Annotated in this window: 22 protein-coding genes and 1 other annotated feature; of the genes, 20 read left to right on the forward strand and 2 right to left on the reverse strand. The window is 57.0% G+C overall.

From position 1 onward, the window contains the following. Nucleotides 1-83: 83 nt before the first annotated feature. From ACESLM_RS11755 to ACESLM_RS11775, 5 genes are all read left to right on the forward strand, one after another. Entirely contained in the window at nt 84-1,004 is a 921-nt protein-coding gene (locus tag ACESLM_RS11755; RefSeq protein ID WP_372631765.1) for a M14 family metallopeptidase, read from the forward strand. Between the two features lie 62 nt (nt 1,005-1,066). Then, the gene (locus ACESLM_RS11760; protein ID WP_372631766.1) at nt 1,067-1,297 is read left to right on the forward strand and encodes a hypothetical protein; all 231 of its coding nucleotides are present in this window, start codon (nt 1,067-1,069) and stop codon (nt 1,295-1,297) included. Between the two features lie 70 nt (nt 1,298-1,367). Beyond that, entirely contained in the window at nt 1,368-2,108 is a 741-nt protein-coding gene (locus ACESLM_RS11765) for a cupin domain-containing protein (RefSeq protein WP_372631767.1), read from the forward strand. A gap of 297 nt (nt 2,109-2,405) precedes the next feature. Beyond that, a complete protein-coding gene (locus ACESLM_RS11770) occupies nt 2,406-2,708 on the forward strand; it encodes a heme biosynthesis protein HemY (RefSeq protein WP_094041811.1) in 303 nt (100 codons plus the stop codon). Beyond that, the gene (locus ACESLM_RS11775; RefSeq protein ID WP_372631768.1) at nt 2,695-2,949 is read left to right on the forward strand and encodes a YuzB family protein; all 255 of its coding nucleotides are present in this window, start codon (nt 2,695-2,697) and stop codon (nt 2,947-2,949) included. The genes ACESLM_RS11770 and ACESLM_RS11775 overlap by 14 nt, the downstream gene beginning before the upstream one ends. 75 nt (nt 2,950-3,024) lie before the next feature. Here the strand turns inward: ACESLM_RS11775 and ACESLM_RS11780 are convergent, their stop codons facing one another. After that, complete coding sequence (locus ACESLM_RS11780; RefSeq protein ID WP_372631769.1) at nt 3,025-5,028, reverse strand: LTA synthase family protein; 2,004 nt, start codon at nt 5,026-5,028, stop codon at nt 3,025-3,027. Between the two features lie 193 nt (nt 5,029-5,221). Between ACESLM_RS11780 and ACESLM_RS11785 the strand changes: the two genes are divergently transcribed. The 9 genes from ACESLM_RS11785 to ACESLM_RS11825 all read left to right on the forward strand — a co-directional run bounded on the left by ACESLM_RS11785 (nt 5,222) and on the right by ACESLM_RS11825 (nt 14,912). Further along, complete coding sequence (locus ACESLM_RS11785; RefSeq protein ID WP_372631770.1) at nt 5,222-5,857, forward strand: O-methyltransferase; 636 nt, start codon at nt 5,222-5,224, stop codon at nt 5,855-5,857. Nucleotides 5,858-6,381: 524 nt separating this feature from the next. Next, nucleotides 6,382-8,079 (forward strand): peptide ABC transporter substrate-binding protein, encoded by a 1,698-nt coding sequence (locus ACESLM_RS11790; protein ID WP_372631771.1) that lies wholly within the window; start codon nt 6,382-6,384, stop codon nt 8,077-8,079. Between the two features lie 110 nt (nt 8,080-8,189). Next, nucleotides 8,190-9,125 carry an ABC transporter permease gene (locus ACESLM_RS11795; protein WP_372631772.1) on the forward strand — a complete coding sequence of 312 codons (936 nt, stop codon included), beginning with the start codon at nt 8,190-8,192 and terminating at the stop codon, nt 9,123-9,125. Nucleotides 9,126-9,170: 45 nt separating this feature from the next. Continuing rightward, nucleotides 9,171-10,067, forward strand: coding sequence for an ABC transporter permease (locus ACESLM_RS11800; protein WP_372631797.1), 897 nt, complete (start codon nt 9,171-9,173; stop codon nt 10,065-10,067). A 32-nt stretch (nt 10,068-10,099) separates the two neighbouring features. Next, nucleotides 10,100-11,137 carry an ABC transporter ATP-binding protein gene (locus tag ACESLM_RS11805; protein WP_372631773.1) on the forward strand — a complete coding sequence of 346 codons (1,038 nt, stop codon included), beginning with the start codon at nt 10,100-10,102 and terminating at the stop codon, nt 11,135-11,137. Continuing rightward, nucleotides 11,134-12,090, forward strand: coding sequence for an ABC transporter ATP-binding protein (locus ACESLM_RS11810; RefSeq protein ID WP_372631774.1), 957 nt, complete (start codon nt 11,134-11,136; stop codon nt 12,088-12,090). The genes ACESLM_RS11805 and ACESLM_RS11810 overlap by 4 nt, the downstream gene beginning before the upstream one ends. A gap of 92 nt (nt 12,091-12,182) precedes the next feature. Beyond that, nucleotides 12,183-12,414, forward strand: a binding site (T-box leader). Nucleotides 12,415-12,491: 77 nt separating this feature from the next. Continuing rightward, nucleotides 12,492-13,763 (forward strand): tyrosine--tRNA ligase, encoded by a 1,272-nt coding sequence (gene tyrS, locus ACESLM_RS11815; protein ID WP_372631775.1) that lies wholly within the window; start codon nt 12,492-12,494, stop codon nt 13,761-13,763. 253 nt (nt 13,764-14,016) lie between these two features. After that, a complete protein-coding gene (locus tag ACESLM_RS11820; protein ID WP_372631776.1) occupies nt 14,017-14,367 on the forward strand; it encodes an ArsR/SmtB family transcription factor in 351 nt (116 codons plus the stop codon). A gap of 29 nt (nt 14,368-14,396) precedes the next feature. Next, complete coding sequence (locus tag ACESLM_RS11825) at nt 14,397-14,912, forward strand: SRPBCC domain-containing protein (protein ID WP_372631777.1); 516 nt, start codon at nt 14,397-14,399, stop codon at nt 14,910-14,912. Nucleotides 14,913-15,375: 463 nt separating this feature from the next. On the opposite strand, the gene ACESLM_RS11830 is transcribed toward ACESLM_RS11825, so the two are convergent. After that, nucleotides 15,376-16,572 (reverse strand): MFS transporter, encoded by a 1,197-nt coding sequence (locus ACESLM_RS11830; RefSeq protein ID WP_372631778.1) that lies wholly within the window; start codon nt 16,570-16,572, stop codon nt 15,376-15,378. A 186-nt stretch (nt 16,573-16,758) separates the two neighbouring features. Between ACESLM_RS11830 and hemE the strand changes: the two genes are divergently transcribed. From hemE to ACESLM_RS11860, 6 genes are all read left to right on the forward strand, one after another. Then, nucleotides 16,759-17,814, forward strand: coding sequence for a uroporphyrinogen decarboxylase (gene hemE / locus ACESLM_RS11835; RefSeq protein ID WP_372631779.1), 1,056 nt, complete (start codon nt 16,759-16,761; stop codon nt 17,812-17,814). Then, on the forward strand, nt 17,811-18,758 hold the full coding sequence (hemH, locus tag ACESLM_RS11840; RefSeq protein ID WP_372631780.1) for a ferrochelatase: 948 nt from the start codon (nt 17,811-17,813) through the stop codon (nt 18,756-18,758). The genes hemE and hemH overlap by 4 nt, the downstream gene beginning before the upstream one ends. Next, on the forward strand, nt 18,748-20,235 hold the full coding sequence (hemG, locus tag ACESLM_RS11845; protein ID WP_372631781.1) for a protoporphyrinogen oxidase: 1,488 nt from the start codon (nt 18,748-18,750) through the stop codon (nt 20,233-20,235). The genes hemH and hemG overlap by 11 nt, the downstream gene beginning before the upstream one ends. A gap of 131 nt (nt 20,236-20,366) precedes the next feature. Continuing rightward, nucleotides 20,367-22,112, forward strand: coding sequence for a cache domain-containing sensor histidine kinase (locus ACESLM_RS11850; RefSeq protein WP_372631782.1), 1,746 nt, complete (start codon nt 20,367-20,369; stop codon nt 22,110-22,112). Further along, entirely contained in the window at nt 22,105-23,670 is a 1,566-nt protein-coding gene (locus ACESLM_RS11855; protein WP_372631783.1) for a response regulator, read from the forward strand. Before ACESLM_RS11850 ends, ACESLM_RS11855 begins: the two co-directional genes overlap by 8 nt. Before the next feature lie 181 nt (nt 23,671-23,851). Continuing rightward, nucleotides 23,852-25,180, forward strand: coding sequence for an ABC transporter substrate-binding protein (locus ACESLM_RS11860; protein WP_372631784.1), 1,329 nt, complete (start codon nt 23,852-23,854; stop codon nt 25,178-25,180). The last annotated feature ends 9 nt before the right edge of the window (nt 25,181-25,189 follow it).

Here is a 25,189-nt window from a genome sequence, read left to right on the forward strand (position 1 = left end):
TTCGGCCGATCCGTCCCGGTTATTCATAAGTCGGGTTCGCCGCGCATACATGATAGCATCTCGGAAAAACGGGAGGGATCGCGATGGCGGACGAATCGATTGAACCGGTTTGCTGCGCTTACGAGGATTACGGGCCGGAGAGGCTGGAAGCGGATCTGCAAGCATTAACCCAGAAGCATTCCTTTATCTCCGCGGGATCGATCGGCAGCAGCGCGCTGGGCCGGCCGATCCCGTTCTTCAGGTTGGGGACGGGGCCGTTCCGGTGGCACTTCAACGGCGCGTGCCACGCGAACGAATGGATCACGTCGGTGCTGTTGATGAAATTCGCCGAGGACTACGCCGACAGTTATGCGCGCGGCGCTTTGTTTTGGGGCAAGTCCGCGAACGATCTGTTCGCCAGGTGCAGCCTGTGGGTCGTGCCGATGCTGAACCCGGACGGCGTGGAGCTTGTCCAGCGGGGATTGACGGAGGAGCATCCGTACTATCGGGAGCTGCTTCGATGGAACCGGGGTTCGGGACAGTTCCGGCGCTGGAAGGCGAACGCGAGAGGCGTCGATCTGAACGACCAGTTTCCCGCGTTCTGGGAAGAGGAGCGCGCCCGCCGCGCTATGGACGGTCCGGCCCCTCGCGATTATTCCGGGGAGAAACCGCTGAGCGAGCCGGAGGCTGCGGCTTTGGCCGAGTTTACCGAACGGAACGGTTTCCATGCCGTGCTTGCGCTTCATACTCAGGGCGAGGAGATCTACTGGAATTATCGCGGCGGGGAGCCGAAGGAGTCGCGGGAGTGGGCGGACCGGATGGCAAAAGCGGCAGGCTATCGCGCCGTCTACTTGGAGGGCAGCGACGCAGGATACAAGGATTGGTTCATCGCCCGGTTCGGGCGACCGGGATTTACGGTCGAGGCCGGGTGGGGACATAATCCGCTGTCGCCGGAGACGGCCGACGAATTGTACGACGATATCGCAAGACTGCTGGCGGAAGCGTTGGACTGCGCTCCCGCTTGACTGACGGGCGTGCCGGTAGGGTACAATGAGGGGAACCGCTTGTCGGAAAGGAGCGATCTCTCATGGCCCGTAAATCCGGATTGGCGCTTTGGATGCGCATTCCCGGACGCGTATGGCGCATTCTGCGTTCGAACAGGGTGACGCTGAAGGATAAGCTGATCTTCGTCGTGCCGGTGTTGCTCTATTGGGTATTGCCGGATTTCATGCCGCTGCTGCCGATCGACGACGCGGCGTTCACCGCGGCCGCGGCCGTATGGTACGCGCGGGCGATGGAGCGCAAGTACGGCATATGAACCAGAATATGGGCGATTGCATATACTCTCTATAGATTTTCAATCCTGCTATGGAGAGGCGGAACGCAAGTTGGCTATTTCGTATATGGATTACGCGTCCCCGAGCGCGCAATTCACGTTCGATCTTAAGAACGATCTGTTCTTCAAGAAGGACGACCGCAATTATATCAACCGGTTGTCGATCAAAGACCTGAACACCTTGGGCAACTACTCCTTGCTGGATATCTATTTGAGCACGGGCAACGTGGTCGAGCCGCATATTCATCAGAACGCGTCCGAGCTCGTCTATTGCATTTCGGGCTCCGCGGTCGTGTCCCTGATCAATCCGTTCTCGCTGAAGCTGATGAATTTTCCGATCAAGCCCGGCCAAGTCGCGAACGTTCCGCAAGGCTGGTGGCATTATGAGATCGCTACGGAGGACAATACGCATCTGCTCGCGATTTTCGACGCCCCGATTCCGGAGGCGATCTTCGGCTCCGATATTTTGCGATTGACCCCCGCCAGCGTATGGGCGCATTCGTACTGCCTGGACGAGGCGCAGGTGAAGGCGACGTTCGCGCCGATCCAGGAGACAGCGTATATCGGACCTCCGAAAAGCTGCAAGAAGGGCCAGCAGGTCGCGCCCCATTCCGCGCGGAGCGGCTCGCAGCCTGCCCGGCACGCTCAAGCCGCTCCTCCCGTTCAAGCTGGGCAGCCTGCTCAAATGTACGGCTATCCGGCTTACTACCCGCAAGCTTACGGGCAAGCGTACTACGGGCAGCAAGCCGGCGCTTCTCAAGGCTACGGACAACAGCCGTACGGACGCGCATAAGAGACAGAGGCTGGCCCTTAAGTAAGGGCGTACAAGATTGCCGATGAAAATAAGAGGGCATCTATCTCCTGGAGCCTGCCTCATACGGTCCTGAAATCGACTTATCACGGGTCTGCCTATTCAAAATTTCAGGATCAGGGTTCGGGGGATCTTGCATCGGAAGGAGATAGAAGCCCATTACCCTGCATCCATCGATAATCGTTGTGTACGCCTCTGTTTACTTATGGGACAGCTTCTTGTTTTCCTGCGGTAAACTCTTTACAATAGAACGGAGAAACCGACGGGAGTGAAGGACGAATGAACTGCAAAATTACCCGCAATGCGGCGAAGGTGCTGCGCCAAGAATTGGACAAGCCCGAGAACGCCGAATTGAAGCTTAAAGTGTTCGTTACGCACAGTCACGGAGACCATGCGCATTACGGCATGGATCTGGGCAAGCCGACCGACAAGGACGAGGTCGTAACGACGGATAAAGGCATTGACGTGATCTTGACGAAGGGCGAAGAGTTTCTTGACGGCGTGAAGATCGACTATCTTTATTTTCCGGAAGAAGGATTCGTCATTACGAATCCAAGCAAGGGGAACCATGGAGACCATTGATCGCGAACGCGTCGCCTCCCGGAACGATATCCGGATCTGCGACAAATGCAAGCATATCCGGGTCAAATCGATGCTGCCCAAGCTGCAGAAGATAGCCCCTGGAACCGAGATCAAGGTGGCGTGCAAGTCTTATTGCGGCCCATGCGCCCGGAAAGCTTTTGTCTTCATCAACGGACGATACGTAACGGCTCCTACGGAGGACGAAGCGATCGAAATAGCGAGCAAGTATGTAAAAAGCTAATATCCGCAGTCGAAGAAGCCGAAAATGGCGGTGCAGGGAAATGTCCCTGCACCGCCATTGCCTGTTCATGAACGTTTACGGCTGACCGTCTTCCTCGCGGAGCAGCGAAATCAAATCGTTCTCGACCATCATGTCCGATACGTTCAAATCCCGTTTCGCCGCTTCGGCGCCTTCGGCGCAGGCGGCGACGCCGGTTTCGGCCGCTTCCTCGCCTTCCAGGGAGTAGCATTTGCCGTTCTCGATCAGACCGTCGGCGTTCGGCACGAAGTAGACGCGTCCGTCGGTAAAGCCTCCGTTGCGGAACACGACCGATTTGCGCGCTTCGGAGAGCATACTGACTCCCATCATGTAGCGGCCCTCCGCCGGAACGCCGAGCAAGTGCATGAGGGTAGGCGCCGTATCGATCTGTCCGACGGCTTTCTCAATGACGCCCGCGTGCTCGTCGCCCGGAAGATGGACCAGGAACGGCACTTGCCGGACGATCCGGTCTTTGTCCAGCTCGGAGACCGGCTTGCCGAGAAACTTCTCGTACAGGCTCCAGTCGTATACGGAGTTGTCGTGATCCCCGTAGAACATCAGAACGGTGTTGTCCCACAAGCCTTCGTCCTGCAAGTCCCGAATGAGCTTGCCTACTGCGGCGTCCACGTAGTGGGCGGCCTGGATGTAGTCTCCCATGATCGTTCCGTCGAGCTCGCCCACGTTCAGCTCCTGATTAACGGAAGGCAGCTTGAACGGATGGTGGCTGGATAAGGTAATGGTCATGGCGTAAAAAGGAGATCGGTTGCGTTCCTTCAATTGCTCGATCGTCTGGCGGAAGAAAGATTCGTCTCCAAGAGACCATCCGATCGGCTCGTCGATCCGATAATCCTTAATAGTGTAAAACTGATCGTAGTCCATGTTGTGGTACATGTTGTTGCGGTTCCAGAAGCTTCCGTCGTAGGCGTGATGAACCGTCGTGTCGTAACCCCGGCTATTCAGTATGCCGGGGGCGCAGTCGAATTCGTTGCCCGCGAACCGGATAAATACGGATCCGGTCGGCAACGGGTGCATCGAGCAGCTGGTCAGGAAGTCGGCGTCGGAAGTTCGGCCCTGCGCCGTCTGATGGTAGAAGTTCGGAAAGTAAACGCTCTGCCCGATCAGCCGGTTCAGATTAGGCGTAATTTCTTCGCCGCCGATCGATTGACCGATGACGAACGTTTGGAAAGCTTCCGCCTGAACGATCAGCACGTTCTTGCCCGCATACTGGCCGAACAGAGGCTCGGATTCCGCCTGTCTCTGCAGCTGCCGTCTTTCCTCGAACCAGGATTTTGCTTCGAGGATTTGCTCCTCGGACAGCTTCTCGCCGAGCCAATGCTCCTTGGCGTAACGATAGGCGTCATAGCCGTGAAACCCGAGCAGTCCCGTCACGTTGTAGATCGGCACGTTCCACCAGTTGCCGACGAATAAGCCGCGCGCCCAGCCGTTTTTCGGGTTTGTCTGCTCTTCTACCGGATAGTAGACGAGAGACCAGCCGATCGCGAATACGAGCGCTGCAGGGAGCAGCTTGCGCCAGAGGAAGCTTATTCCGGACCTGGAGGCTCGCGGACTTCGCTGTCCGTCAAGTCTTCGCTTGGCGGAATGCTTCCATAACGTCCGCCCGGCCAGCGCGAAGGCGATCGGAAGATCCGCGAAGTAGATCCAGTCTCCCGGCCGCATCAGGCTCCAGATGCTTTCCTGCAGTTCTCCGACTTGGCCGGCCTGAAGCAGGACGGGGACGGAGATAAAGTCTTTGAAAAAACGGAAATAAATCAGGTCCGCGAAGATCAGGGCGGACAGCGCCAGATCCAGAGCGGCCAAGGAAACCGCTCTTGCCCGCACTCCGAGGAAGAGCGTCCAGAAGGAAGCGAGCAGCACCGCTCCGAGGTTGACTGCCCATTTCCAATGATTCATCCCGCCGACGTTGAATTGGTGGTCCAATTCGTTTAATTTATATAGCATCGACGCGACGAGCAGCGCGATCCCCCAGACCGGCCACGACCCCAGCGCGTTCCGGCCCCGGCGCAGCCCTGCTCCGGCGGCGGATCGCATCTTTGACAGCATAGTATGACTTCCTTTCCTGCAAGCGGCGAACGTTAACGTCGCCATTCCATAATATTGAATTTCACGATAAGCGTAAGCAAAAAATAGTATAGCTCTCTGGAAAGGGATTTACAAACTTTGTGATAAAATGTTCATTAAAAAAGCTCCCGCCGGCCGACAAGCGGCCGCGGATTCACTTGGAGGAGATTTAACGATGGAAAGGACGCCTGAAGCTTATTTCGACGGTCTATACGAGAGCGACGCCGATCTCGATCGGGTTGCCGACCGCTTGCGCGAGGCGGGGATGCGGGATATTTCCGTGGCGGCGGGTTACGGGAGGCTGCTTACGTTTCTGGTGGCGGCGACCGGCGCGACCAGGGCGCTCGAAATCGGAGCGCTGGGCGGATACAGCGGGATATGTCTTGCCCGGGGGCTGCCGGCGAACGGCCGGCTCGTCTCGCTCGAACTGAACAGCGAGTTCGCCGAGATGGCCCTGGCCAATCTGACGGCGGCGGGGCTGGGGGACAAGGCGGAATACCTCGTCGGAGAAGCTTCGGCGAATCTCGTGAAGCTCAAGGAGCGAGGAGATACGTTCGATTTCTTCTTCATCGACGCGGATAAGGAAAACTATCCTTATTATTTGGAAGCGTGTCTGGAGCTGGCGAATCCGGGGGCAATCATCGCGGCCGACAATACGCTGCTGAGAGGGAAGACGATCGACGAAAAGAAGCAAGGACCTTCGGTTCGCGCGCTTCGACAATTTAACTTGACGATTGCCCGAGATAATCGTTTTCAAGGCGTTCATCTGCCCGCATACGACGGTTTGGCGCTTGTTCGCGTTAAAGCTTAGCCGCTAAAACGGCATAAAATTTCGAGCCCTTTTTCTCCATGAAAGGGCTCTTTTTTACAGATGTATAATCCTTTTTTAATCCATTCGAATAATTTAATTAGGATTTTACTAAAAACATCGCCATTTAGAATACAAAAATTCAATAAATTTCTATTTTAATGAACATTTTTTCATGATTAGCAGATCTTAATTTACATTAATATCAATATCGATGAATGTTTATACGAACCAATAAATGTTTAATCATAAAAGTAAGCGGTTTCTGTCATTAATATGTAAGATAATGTGACATTGAGAGTTCTTTTTGCTAACCATTCCATAAACTCTCATTGCAGAACACGAACAATCATAGTAAGATGACTTTTGTTCCAGAACAACTGACGGTAAATGAAACGAAATTTCATTTGCGGGAGAGTGGACTGGGGAGTGTACTCTGCGGATTTTGTCGAAATTCGCGGAGGAAACGGAGCGTATAGAAACGATGCGCTTCAGGGAAGATACTCAATAAATGGGGAGGCAAAATCATGAAGTACAAGAAGGTATTATCGACTGCGATGGCAGTCACGCTTGCCGGCTCTCTGCTAGCGGCTTGCAGCAACGACAAGAAAAATAACACGGACACGGCTTCACCGTCCGCCAGCGCGACCAACTCGCCTGCGGAGAGTCAAGCATCCCAGGAGAACAAAACTCCGCAAGAATTCCGCTTTACCCTTGCCAGCGAGCCGCCTAGCTTGGACCCTGCATTGATGACGGACGCGCAGTCCTCGATCGTTGCATCCGGTCTGTACGACGGCCTTACCCGCCTCAGTCCGGACGGCGTTCCGGAGCCAGCCATCGCCAAAGAGTGGACGATGTCCGATGATGGCAAAACTTACACGTTCAAACTTCGCGACGACGCGAAGTGGAGCAACGGGGATCCAGTAACGGCCCATGATTTCGAATACTCCTGGAAGCGCGCGCTGAATCCGGAAACGGCTTCCGAATATGCATACATGCTTTTCTACATCGAGAACGGCGAGAAATATAACGATGGCAAAGCTACGGTCGACGAAGTCGGCGTGAAGGCTCTGGACGATACGACGCTGGAAGTGAAGCTCGCATCCGCTACGCCATACTTCAATAGCTTGATCGCGCATTACACGTTCTGGCCGGTACACCCTGCTTCCGTGGACGGCAAGCCGGAGTGGGCTGCTGACGCCAAGACGATGGTCACCAACGGACCTTTCCTGCTGAAGGAATGGGCTCACGGCGACAAGCTCGTCTTGACGAAAAACCCGGACTACTACAACGCGGCCAAGGTCAGCTTTGATACGGTCACGATTTCTCTCGTGGAGGACGACTCTACCGTATATAACCTATATGAGACCGGCAAAATCGACTGGATCGGAGCACAAGCGGGCTCCGTGCCGAGCGACCGCGTTCCGCAGCTCGTTGCGGACGGCAAGGCCGAAATCAAAGAGATTGCCTCCACGTATTACTATCTGTTCAATAACACGCAAAAGCCGTTCGACAACGTCAAAGTGCGCAAAGCGTTCTCGATGGCGATCGATCGTCAAGCGATCATCGACAACGTCACGAAAGCGAACCAAACTCCGGCCTACGCTTTGATTCCGCCTAGCATCGGCGGTCTGGACGGCAAAAACTTCCGCGAAATGTATCCGGACAACAGCTACATCTCCGAGAACGTAGACGAGGCGAAGAAACTGCTCGCCGAAGGTCTTGCGGAAAGCGGTCTCGACAAGTTCCCGGAAACGACGCTGCTGTATAACACGAACGAAGGTCACAAAGCGATTGCGGAAGCGGTCGTCGACATGTGGCGTAAAAATCTCGGCGTCGAAGTGAAGCTGTCCAACCAGGAGTGGGGCACGTTCCTCGAATCGAGAAAAGCCCAACAGTTCAATGTCGCTCGCTCCGGATGGGGCGCGGACTTCAACCATGCGATCAACTTCTCGTATGACTTGATTCATCCGAAATCCGGCAACAACGACGGTAAGTACAACAACCCGGCTGTCGGCAAGGCGCTGGACGACGCGATTGCGGCATCCGATGAGAAAACTCGTCTCGACCTGATTGCGCAAGCTGAAAAAACCGCGGTCGCCGAAGATATGGGCGTTATGCCGATCTACTACTACACGACGGTTACGATGAAGAAAGACGGCTTCGAAGACGTCGTCTCCGATTATGCAGGTCACCTGGATTGGGCATTCGGCAAGAAGAACTAAAGCATCATTGACGTAACGCTACAAATCCACGACGCGAAAGGGTATATATAGCATCCCTATATATACCCTTTCGGTTGCATGAATAAGGAGAACGGGCGGGTGAAAAAAGCTTGATTCGTTATATTTCGAAAAAATTCGCGTTTATGCTGGTGTCTTTGTTTTGCCTGGTTACGGCGACGTTCGTTCTGATGAACGCCGTGCCGGGCAGTCCGCTGCAATCCGAAAAAGCGACAAGCGCAACGATCCAGAAAAACCTGGAAGCGTATTACGGCTTGGATAAGCCGTTGATCGTACAGTACGGCGTTTATTTGAAAAACCTCGTTCAGGGCGACCTGGGCATCTCCATGAAAAAGAAGTTTCAAGCGGTAGACAAAATCATTTCCAATTCTTTTAAGTATTCTCTAAGGCTCGGCTTGGTTTCCGTCGTCACCTCCGTGGTGGCGGGCTGCGTGCTGGGCATTCTCGCGGCTATGTATCACCGTAAATTTCTCGATAATTTCGCGATGGTGATTGCCGTCATCGGCTTATCCGTTCCGAGCCTGGTGCTGGCGCCGCTCTTGCAATACGTCTTAGCTGTGAAAATTCCGGCTTTCGAGGTGGCGGGACTGAACGGGCCGCTGGATTACGTGCTGCCGACGATCGCTCTTTCTTCCACTTCGATCGCTTTTATCGCCAGGTTGATCCGTTCAACCATGATAGAAGTATTAAACGCCGACTTTATCAAGACGGCGAAGGCCAAAGGGTTGGCCGGCCATTTGATCGTGTGGCGCCACGCGCTTCGCAACTCGATGCTGCCGGTCGTGACGTTCCTCGGTTTCTTGATGGCAAATGTTATTACGGGGTCCGTCGTTATCGAGAAAATATTCGCGATTCCCGGACTCGGCAAGTTCTTCGTGCAGAGCGTCTCCGACCGGGACTACCCGCTTATTATGGGAATTACGATTTTTTATGCCGTTATTCTAATGGTCAGCCGTTTGCTGGCGGATATCGCCTACGTATTGGTTGATCCGCGCATTAGAATGTCGGGTGGAAAGGTGGCGAAATAAGCCTTGCTGCAGAAAGATTCCAAGACGGGGGCGATTCGCCCCGAGATGTTCCAGCCGCTTAGTCGCGACTCCGGCGAAGCCGAGAGAATCGAGCGCAAGCGGTTGACCGCCTGGCAGGATATTCGCATGCGGCTGTACAGCAATAAGCTGGCTATGACCGGCTTCTGGATCATGGTCGTCGTCGTGCTGTTCGCGATATTCGGCCCGCTTATTTATCCGCACGACCACTATACGAACTATTTGGACAAAACAAACCTGCCGCCAAGCGCCGAGCATTGGTTCGGCACCGACGATCTGGGACGGGATATGTTCGCAAGAACGTGGAAAGGCGCGCAAGTGTCTCTGTTCGTCGGATTTGCGGCCGCTCTGATCGATTTGGTTATCGGCATCATCTACGGCGGCATTATGGGCTACTACGGCGGCAAAGTGGACGAAATCATGAACCGGTTCGCCGAAATTCTGTACGCGATCCCGTATCTGCTCGTCGTTATCCTGCTTCTTGTCGTCATGGAGCCAAGTCTCACGACGATCATCGTCGCGATGTCGATCACCGGATGGATCAATATGGCGTGGATCGTGCGCGGTCAGATGATGCAGTTGAAAAATCAAGAATACGCGCTCGCCTCCAAAGCGCTCGGTGCTGGCGCGATGCGCATCATTTTCCGTCATTTGATTCCCAATGCGATGGGACCGATTCTCGTCACGATGACGCTTACCGTTCCGAGCGCGATTTTCACCGAAGCGTTCCTAAGCTTCCTCGGTCTCGGCGTTCAGTCGCCGATCGCATCCTGGGGAACGATGATAGACGACGCGGTCAAGTCGATGACGCTCTTTCCGTGGAGACTGTTCTTCCCGGCGTTTTTCCTTAGCTTGACGATTTTCGCTTTTAATATTTTTGGAGACGGAATGCGCGACGCGTTCGATCCGAAGCTGAAAAAATAGACGCAAGACGCGGAAAGGAGGTCTCGGCCTTCATGAAATCGACCTATGGCGCAAGCAAAACGCTGTTGGACGTGAAAAATCTAAGCGTATCGTTCGACGTATACGGCGGCGAGGTGCAAGCCGTCCGCGACGTCAGCTTTCAAATCAAGGAAGGGGAAGCGGTCGCCGTCGTCGGCGAATCCGGTTCCGGCAAGAGCGTAACCGCCCAGACGATCATGCGCTTGATTCAGATGCCTCCGGGAAGAATCAAGGGCGGTCAAGTGCTGCTGGGCGGACAGGATTTGCTCGCTCTTTCCGAGAAGGAAATGCAGAAAATACGGGGCAACAAGATCGGAATGATCTTCCAGGACCCGATGACCTCGCTGAATCCGACGATGACGGTCGGCAAGCAGATTATGGAAGGTCTGCTGCAGCACCAGGAGCTGAGCAGAGAAGAAGCGAAAAACCGCGTCATCGAGCTGCTGAGAATGGTCGGTATCCCGAACCCGGAAACTCGGCTGAAGCAGTACCCCCACCAATTTTCCGGGGGCATGCGCCAGCGGGTCGTCATTGCAATCGCACTCGCATGCAATCCTTCCCTGCTGATCGCGGACGAGCCGACGACCGCCCTCGACGTGACGATCCAGGCGCAAATCCTGAGCCTCATGAAAGATCTGCAACAGAAAATGAAAACCTCGATCATTCTGATCACGCACGACTTGGGCATCGTTGCGGACATCTGCGACCGCGTGATCGTCATGTATGCGGGTCAGATCGTGGAGACGGGGACGAAAAGGGAAATATTCAACAATCCGCAGCATCCCTATACGAAAGGGCTGCTGAGATCATTGCCTCGACTGGATCAGGCGAAGGACGAGCCGCTTATTCCGATCTTCGGAACTCCGCCGGATCTGATCAAGCCTCCTCAAGGCTGCGGCTTCTGCAGCCGCTGCGACGAGGCGATGCGCATCTGCGAAACCGAGGTTCCGGACTATACGGAAATCAGCGGTACGCAGGCAGTTCGCTGCTGGCTGCAGCATCCTTATGCGAAGCAAGCAGGTTCGGCCGGCAGCAAGGAGGCTAGCGTATGAGCAAGGCATTCATCGAGATCGAAGGCTTGCGCAAGCATTTCGACCTGGGCAATCATCGTATCTTAAAGGCAGTCAATGACGTCAGCTTCTCGATCCAAAAGGGAGAGACGCTCGGGCTGGTCGGAGAGTCCGGCTGCGGCAAGTCGACGGCGGGGCGTACGATCATTCGCTTGTACGAGCCGACGGCTGGCAGCATTTCCGTCGACGGAACGGATATTACGAAACTGTCCAAATCCAAATTAAAAGCGTATCGCAGCAAAATGCAGATGGTGTTCCAGGATCCTTACGCTTCTCTGAATCCGAGAATGACCATTCTGGACATTATCGGCGAAGCGCTCGACATTCACGGATTGGCGGGTAGCAGAGCCGAGAGGAAACGCAAGGTTGAGGAGCTGCTCGAGATGGTCGGCCTGAACGCCGAGCACGCTTCGCGTTATCCGCACGAATTTTCCGGCGGTCAGCGGCAGCGGATCGGCATTACCCGCGCGCTTGCGGTGAATCCGCAGTTCATGATCTGCGACGAGCCGATCTCCGCGCTCGACGTCTCGATCCAGGCGCAGATCATCAATCTGTTGATCGAGCTGCAGAAGAAGATGGGGCTTACCTATCTGTTCATCGCGCACGACTTGTCGATGGTCAAGTATATGAGCGACCGCGTTGCCGTCATGTATTTGGGCAAAATCGTCGAGATGGCGCGCAGCGAGGATCTGTATTCCAACCCGCAGCATCCTTATACAAGGGCGCTCTTGTCGGCGATTCCCGTGCCGGACCCGGATGTGGAAGAGAACAAGGAGCGCATCGTCCTTAAGGGCGACCTGCCAAGCCCGGTCAGCCCGCCGAGCGGTTGTCCGTTCCGCACCCGCTGCCCTCTGGCGACGGAGAAATGCGCGGCCGAAGTTCCGGCTTTCCGCGAGACTCGTCCGAATCATTATGCGGCTTGTCACTACGCGTAAACAAACGAGCATCCCCAAAGCCGGTATTCCGGCCTCGGGGATGCTTGACAAAGGTTCGACGTTATTATAAAGTGGTGCAAACAAAGCAATAAGAGAAAGCGATGAAGGGAATTAGTAGCGTTCGAATGGCGCGTTCCAGAAAGCCGGCGGTCGATGCAAGCCGGCACGCGCGCGAATGGCGAATTACGTCCCGGAGCTTCTTGATCCGAAACCGTGCCGGCGCGGAAGGACAAGACGGCTGCCAGCCGTTATCGGGCTTGAGCGGAGGATGCGCGTAATCGCGCATGCTCAACTAGGGTGGTACCGCGATGACTCGTCCCTGTCTATACGACAGGACGGGTCTTTTTTGATTTCGGCCGCAGCGCCGCCCCTCGAACACATTCCGAAGGAGAGACACCGCTATGACAAATCTGGATCAAAGCTTGTTGGACAATCTTGAATACAGAGGGCTGATCTACCAGTCGACGAACCGCGACGGTTTGCAGGAGAAATTGAACAAGGAGCCGATCGTGCTCTACTGCGGTTTCGACCCGACGGCGGACAGCCTGCACATCGGCCACCTGCTGCCGATTTTGATTTTGCGTCATTTCCAGAAGGCCGGCCATAGACCGATCGCGCTTGTCGGCGGCGGAACGGGCATGATCGGCGATCCGAGCGGACGTTCGACCGAGCGTTCCCTGAATACGGCCGACACGGTAGCGCTCTGGACGGAGCGGCTGAAGGCCCAGCTGTCCCGCTTTCTCGACTTCGAGGGCGACAATCCGGCCAAGCTCGTCAGCAACTACGATTGGCTTGGTTCCCTGGATCTGATCACGTTCCTGCGGGACATCGGCAAAAACTTCACCGTCAACTACATGCTGGCGAAGGACTCCGTAGACTCCCGATTGGCTAACGGCATTTCCTTCACCGAATTCAGCTACATGATCCTTCAGTCGTACGATTTCTACAAGCTGCTGACCGACCACGGCTGCTCGCTGCAAGTCGGAGGAAGCGACCAGTGGGGCAACATTACGGCTGGCCTCGATCTGATCGGCAAAATGGGCGGGGGAGAGGCGTACGGCATGACGCTGCCGCTCGTGACGAAGAGCGACGGCAAGAAGTTCGGCAAATCCGAATCCGGAGCGGTCTGGCTCGACCGGAGCAAAACGTCGGTGTACGCGTTCTACCAGTTCTGGATCAACACGGACGACAACGACGTCATCAAGTTCCTGAAATACTTCACGTTCCTGGAACGCGAACGGATCGCCGAGCTCGAACGGGAGCTGGCCGAGCGTCCGGAGCAGCGCGCCGCGCAGCGCGAGCTCGCCCGCGAGGTGACGCGGCTGGTGCACGGCGACGATGCGGTCGTCAGCGCGGAGAAGATTACGCAGGCGCTGTTCTCGGGGGACGTAACCCAGCTCAGCGAAGCGGAGCTCGTCGAAGCGCTGCAGGATATGCCGACGACGGTCGTCGGCGGCCAAGAGGAGACGCCGCTGCTCGAGCTTCTGATCGAGACGAAGGCCGCGCCTTCGAAGCGCCAGGCGCGCGAGGACATCGAGAAAGGCGCCGTTTACTTGAACGGGCAGCGCGAGCAAGCGCTCGACTTCGTCGTTACGCGGGAACATCGCCTGCACGGCAAATACGCGGTTATCCGCAGAGGCAAGAAAAACTACTTTCTCGTCAAGTTTGAATAGCTTGTATTAACGATAGCGGGGGCTGCCCCATAAGTAACTTACTTATGAGGCGGCTCCTTTTCGTCCGCGATTCTGCGTCTAGAGGACGAAGAGGGCGTTGCTGTGTTGAAAGTCGGAGTCTCCCGCAAATTATTTTAAATATTCCTTTACAGGAATATTCCTTGTGTGGTATATTTAATTCACAAGGAAACCGACAACGGTGATGAAGGGGTTGGGGAGCCACCGGAGATCTGATGTTAACGAGGTGAACGACATGTCAGGAAACGATCCGGACATGGACATGGACATGACAATGCTGAACGCATTGGCCGAGCCGAATCGCAAGAGGATCGTCGAGCTGCTGAGAGAAGGCCCTCTGACCGTAGGGGAGATTGCCGATCAATTGGGGATCCGCCAACCTCAAGCTTCGAAGCATCTGAAGGTCCTTAGCGAGAGCGGAATCGTGGACGTGCAGGCGGAGGCCAATCGCAGAATTTACCAATTGCGGCCCGATCCCTTCCGGGCGCTGGATTCATGGATACAATCGTTCCGGCGCATTATGGAAGAGAGGTTCGACAAGCTGGACGACTATTTGCGCGAATTGCAAAATAAAGAGAAAAACTAAATCAATCAGGTTCACGAGGAGGAATTGCAATGTCCGGCAACGCTATGGTTTCGAGAGTGGAGAACGAAAAGGTGCTCGTATTGGAACGCGTATTCGACGCGCCGCGCGAACTCGTATTCGCGATGTTCAAGGAAGCCGACCATCTCAAGCACTGGTGGGGACCGAAAGGCTGGGAGCTGCCCGTATGCAGCATTGATTTTCGTCCGGGCGGCGTATGGCATTACTGCATGAAGTGCGCGGATGAGAGCCAAGGAGATTTTTACGGAATGGAGTCGTGGGGCAAAGGCGTCTATAAGGAAATTATAGAGCCGGAGAAAATCGTCTACACCGATTACTTCTCGGATGCGGAAGGCAACGAGAATCCCGAGATGCCGGCAACCGAAGTCACGATGGAGTTTATCGATCTGGACGGCAAGACGAAGCTGGTCAGCTACAGCGAATACGTGTCGGCCGAATCGCTCAAGACCGTCATGGATATGGGCATGTTGCAAGGCATCACGGAAACTTGGGATCGCTTGGAAGCTCGTCTCAACGAAGTCAAGTAAACGCCAAAACGCCTTCGGCATCCTAAGGACGCCGAAGGCGTTTTGGCTTGAGTGACGAGTGACTTCTCTTCGCGCCCTTTTTTCGATAGATTAGGCATACGCGGCGGAGCGGCGAGGTTGGGGAGTTGAAAGCGGATTGTCCGCTCTCCTCGTAGGGCGGTAATTCCGCGCTAATTTTGTCGAATGGGTCAGATAAGCAGATTTAGAGCGGAAAGCCTGCTTTTATTTATTCAAAATGGGAGAATCGGGGAAATAGAGCGGAAAGCCCGCTTTAATTTATTCAAAATGGGAGAATCGGGGAAATAGAGCGGGAAATCCGCTTTAAATCGCTCGAAAAGTTGCGGCAGCGAATTTTAAAGCGGAATTTTCGCTTAAAATCAGCGCGCCTTCCTCCATCTCCCTCGACTACGACGCCTAGGCGTGTACGATTACCCGAGCGGATCGAGCTGGTGCAGCTGGTCCGTTATTTCTTGCGCGCCCGCAAGGCGCGGGTGGCCCATATGCATGTCAGGAACAGCAGCACGCCCGCGAGAATGAACAGCCCTTCGATGCCGATCCAGCCGGACAAGGCTCCGCCGACGACCGGTCCCATCATGTTGCCGAGACTGAGCGCGCTCGTGTTGAAGCCGAACGCCCGGCTTTCTTTTCCGTCCGGGGTATATTGGCGCACGAGCGCGTTGACGGTCGGAATCAGCCCGCCCATAAAGCAGCCGAGCAGGAAGCGGAAGACGAGCAGCATGCCGACGGAGTCCGCGAACGCTTGCGGGATCGTCATGACGGCGGAGCCGGCCAAGCAAATAAGCAGAATGCGCGTGGCTCCGATTCGGTCGCTTAACCGTCCCAGCACGGGAGAGCAGATCATGTTGGATATTCCGGTGACGGAGCCGACGAAGCCGGCGTAGAAGGCCAGATTTTCCGAAGTGCCGTGCAGATGCTGCACGTAGAGCGGGATGAGCGGCATCGGGCTCAGCATGGCGAACTGAATCAGGAACGTGATCGTGAGCAGCACCGGCAGCTGCCGGATGACCATGAGCTCGCGGAAGCCTTTCAAGACGCTGACCTGCTCTTTCTTGGCGGCCGCGGCCCGGTCGAACTTCTCGTGAACGAGCAGCCACGAAATGACGGAAGCAAGAAACAATAAAGTGCCGGTAATGTAAAAAATCGGCCGAAAGCCGAAATTGTCCGCCATCAATCCTCCGATAAAAGGACCTAGAATGGCCCCCGCGGTGCCTCCCGACTGGAGCGTGCCCATCGCGAAGCCCATCCGTTCCTTCGGCGTCGTCGACGACACGAGAGAGACGGCGGCCGGCATATATCCCGAGATGACGCCGTTAAGCATCCGCAGCAGAAGCAGATGCCAAGGCGCGGTCGCGAATCCCATGAGCAGCATGACGATCGACATGCCGAAGCCGGATCGCAGCAGCATCATTTTACGGCCGTATTTTTCCGCGAGCTTGCCCCACAGCGGTTGGAACAGGAAGGACGTCACGAAATTCGCGGCAAAGATGATTCCCGCCCATACTCCGATCTCGTGCTCTCCGGCCAAGCCCAGATCGTGTTGGAGGTAGAGAGACAAAAAAGGTATGATCATCGTCATGCCGGCCATGACGAGAAAGTTGCCGACCATTAAAATGTATAAATTGATTTTCCAGCGTTGCACGGTGCACACCTTCTTCGCTGCCAACGTAGGCATTGCCAGTATAACATAGTCGGACGAGCCGTTAAAAACCGCATTGTCAAACTATTGTCATACTCCGTCCGGGAGTAAAGGTTGTTCGCGCAGGGCAAAAGGGGCATAATGAAAGCAATGAAAACCAAATCGGTACATAAATGAGGCTGGAAGCTTATGTTGAAGAACGACGTGTTCTTGCGAGCGTGCAAGGGGGAGGCGGTGGAGCGCGTACCCGTATGGTATATGCGCCAGGCGGGACGCTACGATCCGGATTACCGCAAAATCAAGGAGAAGTATTCGCTTCTGGAAATTTGCCGGCAGCCCGAGCTGGCCGCCGAAGTGACGGTGATGCCGGTTCGCAAGCTGGGCGTCGATGCGGCTATTCTTTATTCGGACATCATGAATCCCGTCGCTTCGATTGGCATCGACTTCGATATCGTCAAGGATATCGGACCCGTCATTCATAACCCGGTGCGCGGCGCGGCCGACGTGGAGAAGCTGAAGCCGATCGACGTGGAGGCCGATCTGTCGCACGTCTTGGAGACGATTCGCATTTTGGACCGCGAGCTTGAAGTTCCGCTGATTACTTTCGCCGGAGCTCCTTTCACGCTGGCCAGCTATATAATAGAAGGAAGACCGACAAAATCGTATATTCGCACGAAAGCGCTGATGTATGGAGATCCGCAAACGTGGCATCTTCTCATGGGCAAGCTTGCGGACATGGCCGCGACCTATTTGCGTGCGCATATCGCGTCGGGAGCGAAGGCGGTGCAGCTGTTCGACAGCTGGGTCGGCTCTCTGGCTCCGCATGATTTCCGAGAGTACGTGCTGCCGCATATCGAAAGCATTTTCGCGTCGTTGTCGGACTTGGACGTTCCTAAGATTTACTTCCCGGGCGTCAGCTCGGGCGAGCTTCTGCCGCACTTGACCGGCTTGCAGGCTAACGTCATCGGACTCGACTGGCGGGTGCCGCTGGCGGAAGGCCGGCGCAGGCTAGGCGGCCGCTTCGCGATCCAGGGCAATCTCGATCCTTACGTGCTCACTGCGCCGTCCGAAGTCATCCATGAACATGCGCGCAGATTGCTCGACGAGGGCATGCGCGAGCCCGGCTACATTTTCAACCTGGGACACGGGCTGTTCCCGGAGGCGTCGCTCGACAAGCTGAAAGAGTTGACGGACTTTATTCATAGCTACAGCGAGCGGAAGCTGACAGAGGAGGCCAAAGTATGAGCGCGGACGAAAGAACGATCGGCGTGCTTGTCATGTCTTACGGGACGCCTGAAAGTCTGGAGGGCGTGGAAGCCTACTATACGCACATCCGCAGGGGACATCCGCCGACGGCCGAGCAGTTGGAAGATTTGACTTCCCGTTACCGGGCGATCGTCGGGGGAGTGTTCCCGCTCCGCGAAAACACGAACCGTCAGGCCGCGGCTCTGCAGAGCAAGCTGGACGAATTGGCCGGGGCGGGCGTCTACGCCTGCTATCAAGGCTTGAAGCATGCGGCTCCGTTCATCGAGGACGGCATCGCGGCGATGGCGGCGGACGGCGTTCGCGAAGCGGTCGGCATCGTTCTGACGCCGCAATATTCGTCGATGAGCGTAGGCGGCTACTTGAAGCGGGCGCGGGAGGAAGCGGAGAAGCACGGCATTCGCTTCCGCGGCGTCGAGGAGTACCACCTGCATCCCCAATTGATCGAAGCGCTGAGCGAACGCGTGAACGAAGGTCTGGAGAAGCTTGGCGATCGGGACGAAGCGCTCGTACTGTTCAGCGCCCATAGCCTTCCGGCTAAAATCTTGGAGCTGAACGACCCATACGCGGATCAACTGCTGGCGACTTCTGCCGCCGTGGCCGCGCAAGCGGGAGTGGACAAATGGCAGTTCACCTGGCAGAGCGCCGGTCAGACCGGCCAGCCTTGGCTCGGGCCGGACATTCTCGAGACGCTCGAGAAGCTGGCGGAGGAAGGCGTCCGTTCCGTGCTCGTGACTCCGGTCGGCTTCGTGTCGGACCACCTGGAAGTGCTGTACGATATCGATATCGAAGCGAAGAAGTTCGCGGACGAGAAGGGGATTCGTTTGGAGCGGATCCGCATGCTGAACGACGATCCGCAATATATGGCTGCGCTTGCCGATTCGGTTATCGGCGCGGCGAACGGGGGAAACGGCCATGACGAATAGAAGTCGCCGGGTGGCGGTGCTGGGCGGCGGGATTACCGGCCTCAGCGCCGCCTTTTATTTGCTTAAGCTGGCCGAGGAGGGCGGAGAGGCGGTCGAGGTAACGGTGCTGGAAGGCTCCGACCGTCTCGGCGGCCGGGTCAACACGCTGCGCAGAGACGGATTCGTCATCGAACGGGGGCCCGACTCCTTCCTCGCGCGCAAGCTGCCGATGATCCGGCTGGCCGAGGAGCTCGGGCTTGTCGGGGAATTGACGGGCACGAACCCGCAGGCGATGATGACGTATATTTCCCGGGACGGCAAGCTCGTTCCGATGCCGCAAGGGCTGGTGATGGGCGTTCCGTCGGATCGCGAGAAATTTATGCAGACGGAGCTCGTCTCCGAGCAGGGCAAGCTGAGGGCGCTCCAGGAAGCGGACCTGCCCGAGGACGCGAAACCGGGAGACGAGCCTGTCGGGACGTTCCTGGAAAGGCGGATGGGCAAGGAAATGGTGGAGCGCGTTTTCGAGCCGTTGCTGGCGGGCATTCACGCGGGCGACTTGTACAAGCTGGGGCTGGAGGCGACGTTCCCGCAGTTCAAACGGATGGTCGAGGAGCACGGAAGCTTGAACGCCGGAACGCAAGCGGCTCAGGCGGCTGCTGCCGCCGCCTCGAAGGCGAGGGCGTCGGCAGGCTCCGCGGGTTCGCCGGCGCTGCCGGCCAGCGTCTTCCTGACGTTCAAGAACGGGCTGTCGACGGTGATCGAAGCGTTGGAACAGCGAATCCGTGCGGCGGGCGGTCATATCCGGTTGGGAGCGATGGTTCGGGAGATAGCGTCGGCGGGTTCGGCGGAGAAACCGTCATACCGGCTGAGCTTGTCCGACGGAACGTCTTGCCAGGCCGATCAGGTCATCGTGACGCTGCCTGCCTATGCGGCGGCGGAATTGCTTGAGCCGCATACGGACGTCTCCGCGCTATTGGCGATCCGCTACGTCTCCGTGGCCAACGTCGTGTTCGGCTACGACGCGGCGGAAGGGTTCGATCACGACCTGGACGGCTCCGGCTTCCTCGTCCCGCGCGGGGAGAAACGCCTCATCACGGCGAGTACGTGGACCTCGTCGAAATGGCAACATACCGCGCCCGAAGGCAAGCGGTTGATCCGCTGCTACGTCGGGCGCGCGAACGACGAGCAGGGCGTGGAACTGGACGACGAAGCGATGATCGCCGCGGTGCGCGGAGATTTGCGCGACTTGATGGGGCTGGAGGCGGCGCCGGAATTCGCCGAGATTACGCGGCTGCGCCGTTCGATGCCGCAATATCCGGTCGGGCATGTCGAAGCGATCGCCGATTTCCGCGCGAAGCTCGCGCAGCGGCTGCCGGGCGTCAACGCCACTGGCGCGGCGTTCGAAGCCGTGGGCTTGCCGGACTGCATCGCGCAAGGGAAGCAGGCTGCCGAAGCTTTGCTGGCCGACTTGCAGGTCGTCGTTGGGAGTGACTCTTAAGCGAATAAGAACAGGGGATATCCCTAGTCATCTTTTGTGACTTTGGGGAATCCCCTTTTGCTTGTTTACGGACGAAGTTGCGGGCATCTGTGCTAGAATGGTGGGAAAGCGCATACAAGAGGGGGAGACGGATGAGGATAGGCCGCTTCAAACTTCCGACGCGTTGGCGCAGTATCCGCCTGCCTTACAAGCTGGTGCTCGTCTACACGCCGCTTATACTGCTTCCCGCGCTCGCGGGCATTTACTACTTGACGGAAAACTATACGTCCTCCTCCAAGGCGACAGCCGCCGAGTACGCGACCGACCTGCTCGGCTTGATGGGGCAGAAGGTCGACGACCGGATGAGAAGCTACGAGCAGCTCAGCAAGCAGATCATGACGGACGGCGAACTGCTGAGGCTGGCGAAGACGGAGCCGGAGTCTGCCTATGACCGGTTTAAGGTGGAGAGCGCGATTAACGAGAAGCTGAACGTGCTTTGGCTGGGGGCGGACCAGAACAGCTATATCCGCTCGATCAAGATCGAGACGCTGGGCGCCATCTATACGTACGGCAAAAACGCCATAGACGAGTACAACGTGCGCGATCCGGCCTACCGGGCGGCGGTGGGGGAGATGAAAGGCGGAGCCAGATGGTTCGCCCCGATAACGTTCGACGACGGCTACACGAAGTTCCGGGCCTTCAGGCTCGGACGGACGATCCGCGACGAGAAACTGAACGAGCTGGGCACGTTGACGCTCGTCATTCGCGTCGAAGCGATCGGCGATATTTTTCGGCAGACGAAGTTTCAGGAGGATACGGCGCTTAAGCTGCTGGACGAACGCGGAGAAGCGCTCGTCGACAACGAGGTGTCGATCGACGAGGCCAGAAGCGACCGGCTGCTGTCATTCACGGACGGCCAGTTGGGCAACGGCTGGACACTGGCGGTGCAGATGCAGCTCGACCGGCTGTACGAGCCGATCTATCGTACGGTCAGACAGGCGCTGTTCATTTTGTTCGGATGTATTCTGCTCGGTCTCGTCGTCACACATCTGCTGGCGCTCGATCTCGTCATCCCGATTCGTCGGCTGACGTTGAACATGAAGATGGGTATCAAGGGCGTCCGCCCGGGCAAGCTGAAGCGGTTCGGCGGAGCGGTGGAAATCGTGGAGATGAACGATACGTTCATCTCCATTATGTACGAGATCGAACAGTTGATCGACGAGGTCGCCAAGCAGGAGAAGAAAAAGAAGGACGCCGAAATTCGGGTGCTGCAGAATCAACTGTCCCCGCATTTTCTGTACAACACGCTCAATTCGATCCGGTGGATGGCGATGATTCAGAAGCAGGACAACATCAAAGAGATGGTCGATTCGCTGAACGCCTTGCTTACCTATGCGCTTCGCGGGTCGGGCGATCCCGTGTCTCTGGCGGACGAGATCGCGATTCTGCGCAATTACGTCGCGATTCAGAAGGTGCGCTACCAGCACTTCGAGTTCTCGACGAACGTTCCGCATGGGCTGGATCGGGTGGAGGTGCTCAAGTTTCTGCTGCAGCCACTGATCGAGAACGCGCTTATTCACGGCTTGGCGCCGTCGGAGCGTCCCGGGGAACTTACAGTGTCCGCCGCGTCGGAAGGAGACCAACTGTTCGTGACGGTCGAGGACAATGGAGTCGGAATGCAGCCGGAGAAGGTAAAGGCGCTCGTAAGCGGGTTGTCCGCTCCTCCGACCGATCGGCTGGGCGTGCGCAGCGTTCATGAGAGAATCCAGCTTCATTACGGAGTAAGTTACGGCTTGACGATACGGAGCGAACCGGGGGCAGGCACGTCCGTTACGGTAAAGGTGCCTTTAAGAATAGGGGAAACGACGGTGGAAAAGGGGGAGCCCTCGCATGCGTAAAGTGATGATCGTCGACGACGAGGCGCTCGTGCGGATCGGGCTGCAATCAATCATCGAATGGGAAAGCCGCGGTTATCGGATCGCCGGCGTATTCAAGAGCGGGGAGGAAGCTCTGCGCGCGGCGGAAGAAGAAGCGTTCGACATCGTGCTGACCGACATCCGCATGCCGGGAATGGACGGGTTCGCGCTGATCCGCGAGCTGAAGCGGCTCGATCCGGGGCTTCGTTTTATTATTTTGAGCAGCTACAGCGACTTCGAATATACCCGCCAGGCGATTCAGGCCGGCGTGAACGACTATATTTCCAAATACGAGATGGAACCCGAGGAGCTGCTGCGCGTTCTGGACGCTCTGACGGTTGGAGAGGAAGGGAGCTCGGGAGGAGAGCGCGTTCTAGACAGGGGCGCGGAAGCGAACTCGTTGACCGACGAGAAGACCGGACTGCTTTCAAGGACGAAGGAGCAGCCGGACGGCCTCCTGTCCGGGCATTGCCCGTCGCTGCTGAAGCGGCTGGAAGCGCTGGGCAGGTCGGCGCGCTGGCTTGTTCTGATGCCGCTGCCAAGAGAGTCGGACTACTCGCAGACGGAACGCAAAGCGATGGCGCTGCAGACGGAGGAGATCTTCTCCCGGCTGGACGGCCTGGAATACTTCGGAGAGCAGGACGGCATGCTGCATGGCGCCTGCGCGCTGGATGCAAGCGATCCCGACGGGGAAGTTCGGCTGCGGCAGATCGCCGAGGAGCTGACCGCGGCATGGGCGAAAAACCTAAACGTCGCGCTCGTCGCTGGAGCGGGAGCCTCCCTGCCGTTCGAGCGGCTCGGGCAGTCGAGAACGGATGCGGAGCGTGCCGTTCGGATGTGCTTCTACGAGGGGGCGGGCATCTACTTCGGCGAAAGCGCCGTATTGCGGGAAATGGGCGAGCAGGAATGGCTTGATCTGTACAGGCAGACGAAAAATAAAATCGAGTTTCTCCACTTCGAGGAGCTGGGGGACGAGATTCGCCGCCGCATGGCCGACTCGGCGGAGCGGCTGCTTCCGTCCGAATGGGGAAGGATCGGCGAGATGATCGCGACCCATCTGATGAATCTGATGATCGAGCGCTACGAATTGGACCCGGAGAGCCTCCGCGGCCGGTTCGGGACGAATGAAGCGTTCCGCAAGGCCGGTACGAAAGCGGAGTTCGTCCGCATTCTGGAGGAGATGCTCGCGCGGGCCAAAGAGGCGGCTTCGTCGCTGCAAGCGAGCCGGGGCTGGCTGGCCAAGGCGAAGGCGTTCGTGGAGAGCCGCTACGCAGAGCCGATCCGGCTGGAGGACGCCGCCGAGCGCGTCGGCTTCAGCCCGAGCCACTTCAGCCAGCGCTTTCGCCAGGAGACGGGGGAGGCGTTCTCCGACTATTTGACGCGTATCCGCATCCGCGAGGCGATCCGCCTTTACCACGAGACGGAGCTGTCTACCGAGGAGATTGCCGCCCGGGTCGGCTACTTGAACCCGAATTATTTTATTAAAGTGTTCAAGCGCACGACCGGACAGACGGTGAAGCAGTTTAAGCAAAGAAGGTAATTCCGGATAAATGGAACCTGATTCGTAAAATATGGAACATCACCCGGGGAACGGTCGCGTTCTTCGATTGAGATGGAACGTTCTCAGGCGATTGCTGCATGGAGCGCTCAGGTGCAATCGCTTACACTGTAGGAAGATCGCGATCTTGCCTACATTCCTACGAAAATCGGAGGGGTTTCATTTGAAGGGAAAAAGACTCGTTACCGCGCTTGCGCTGTTCGCCATGACCGGCGCGGTGCTGCAAGGCTGCGGCGGCGGCAAGGACAATGGAAACGATGCGTCCAGTCCGTCGGCCAGCCCGTCGGGAAGCGCTCCCGCGGCCAGCTCGCAAGCTCCTCAAGAAGAGAGCGTCACATTAAAGGTGTGGGGAGACTTGGGCAACCAAGCCGTACTGGAAGAGCCGTTCAAGAAGATCAACGCGGCCTTCGCGGCCAAGTATCCGAACATCAAGCTGGAGTACGACTTCGCGCAAAACGACCAGAGCCTTAACGTCGCGCTGCAGGCGAACGAGCTTCCCGACCTGTTCTGGGTGCAGGGAGACAAGACGGCGAAGATGGGCGAAATGGTCAAGAACGGCTTCCTGCTGGATCTGACTCCGTACAACCTGGATCTGTCTCGTTATGCCGAATCCGAGGTAACTTACTGTACGGTGGACGGCAAAATTTATTGCTCGCTGCCGTCGTTCTTCGATACGAACGTCGTGTACTACAACAAGGACTTGTACGAGAAAAACGGCCTGCAGTCGCCGACGACGTGGGACGAATTCGTCCAGGGCCTGGAAGCGCTGAAGGCCGCCGGATTGACGCCGATCGCGCTCGCCGGCAAGAGCGAGTGGGACCGCGCCTGGCCGATCTTCGCCTTCGCTCCGGCTTTCTCCAACTCGGCGCTGAAGGCGGCCCAAGCCGGACAAGGCAAGCTGACCGATCCGGCCGTCGCCGAGACGCTGCAGGCGTTCCGGGACTTCATCGACAAAGGTTACTTCGGCAAAGACTTCCTCGCCCAAGACTACGCGGCCGCGCAATTCGCCTTCACGAACGGCAAAGCGGCGGCGATCGTCGACGGAACGTGGGCTAACGCGACGTACGTCGATTCCGGCATCAACCTGGGCCGCTTCTCGATTCCGAACAAGGAAGGCAAGAAGGTCGTGCAGTCCAGCTACAGCAACTTCATGACGTATGCGGTGTCCTCCAAGACGGCGCATCCCGATCAGGCGGTCAAATATATCGAGTTCCTGAATTCGCTCGAAGCGCAGCAAATTCTGGAAGACGCGGTAGGGCTCGTGCCGACGCTCAAGGACATTGTGGCGAAGGACGAAGGCGTCAAGGAGCTGGCGGTATTCGACGAGGCGGGCGTCAACATCTACAGCGTGCTGACCGCGCTGTCCTCGCAGGAGTCCAATGCGGCCGACGTGCTCATGAAGGACGTCATTCCGAAGCTGATGACGTCCGCGATTACCGGAGCCGAAGGTGCGGAAATTCTCGACAAGGCGGCCGCTTACCCGGCGCAGTAAACACGAAGA

It is taken from the genome of Cohnella sp., assembly GCF_041641335.1.
In the GTDB taxonomy this organism is placed as follows: domain Bacteria; phylum Bacillota; class Bacilli; order Paenibacillales; family Paenibacillaceae; genus Cohnella.

Bases quoted from the DNA above. Each gene is read 5' to 3' on its own strand.
- ACESLM_RS11755 (WP_372631765.1), top strand. From the start codon at position 84: ATGGCGGACGAATCGATTGAACCGGTTTGCTGCGCTTACGAGGATTAC.
- ACESLM_RS11760 (WP_372631766.1), top strand. From the start codon at position 1,067: ATGGCCCGTAAATCCGGATTGGCGCTTTGGATGCGCATTCCCGGACGC.
- ACESLM_RS11770 (WP_094041811.1), top strand. From the start codon at position 2,406: ATGAACTGCAAAATTACCCGCAATGCGGCGAAGGTGCTGCGCCAAGAA.
- ACESLM_RS11775 (WP_372631768.1), top strand. From the start codon at position 2,695: ATGGAGACCATTGATCGCGAACGCGTCGCCTCCCGGAACGATATCCGG.
- ACESLM_RS11780 (WP_372631769.1), bottom strand. From the start codon at position 5,028: ATGCTGTCAAAGATGCGATCCGCCGCCGGAGCAGGGCTGCGCCGGGGC.
- ACESLM_RS11785 (WP_372631770.1), top strand. From the start codon at position 5,222: ATGGAAAGGACGCCTGAAGCTTATTTCGACGGTCTATACGAGAGCGAC.
- ACESLM_RS11790 (WP_372631771.1), top strand. From the start codon at position 6,382: ATGAAGTACAAGAAGGTATTATCGACTGCGATGGCAGTCACGCTTGCC.
- ACESLM_RS11800 (WP_372631797.1), top strand. From the start codon at position 9,171: ATGTTCCAGCCGCTTAGTCGCGACTCCGGCGAAGCCGAGAGAATCGAG.
- ACESLM_RS11805 (WP_372631773.1), top strand. From the start codon at position 10,100: ATGAAATCGACCTATGGCGCAAGCAAAACGCTGTTGGACGTGAAAAAT.
- ACESLM_RS11810 (WP_372631774.1), top strand. From the start codon at position 11,134: ATGAGCAAGGCATTCATCGAGATCGAAGGCTTGCGCAAGCATTTCGAC.
- tyrS (WP_372631775.1), top strand. From the start codon at position 12,492: ATGACAAATCTGGATCAAAGCTTGTTGGACAATCTTGAATACAGAGGG.
- ACESLM_RS11820 (WP_372631776.1), top strand. From the start codon at position 14,017: ATGTCAGGAAACGATCCGGACATGGACATGGACATGACAATGCTGAAC.
- ACESLM_RS11825 (WP_372631777.1), top strand. From the start codon at position 14,397: ATGTCCGGCAACGCTATGGTTTCGAGAGTGGAGAACGAAAAGGTGCTC.
- hemE (WP_372631779.1), top strand. From the start codon at position 16,759: ATGTTGAAGAACGACGTGTTCTTGCGAGCGTGCAAGGGGGAGGCGGTG.
- hemH (WP_372631780.1), top strand. From the start codon at position 17,811: ATGAGCGCGGACGAAAGAACGATCGGCGTGCTTGTCATGTCTTACGGG.
- hemG (WP_372631781.1), top strand. From the start codon at position 18,748: ATGACGAATAGAAGTCGCCGGGTGGCGGTGCTGGGCGGCGGGATTACC.
- ACESLM_RS11850 (WP_372631782.1), top strand. From the start codon at position 20,367: ATGAGGATAGGCCGCTTCAAACTTCCGACGCGTTGGCGCAGTATCCGC.
- ACESLM_RS11855 (WP_372631783.1), top strand. From the start codon at position 22,105: ATGCGTAAAGTGATGATCGTCGACGACGAGGCGCTCGTGCGGATCGGG.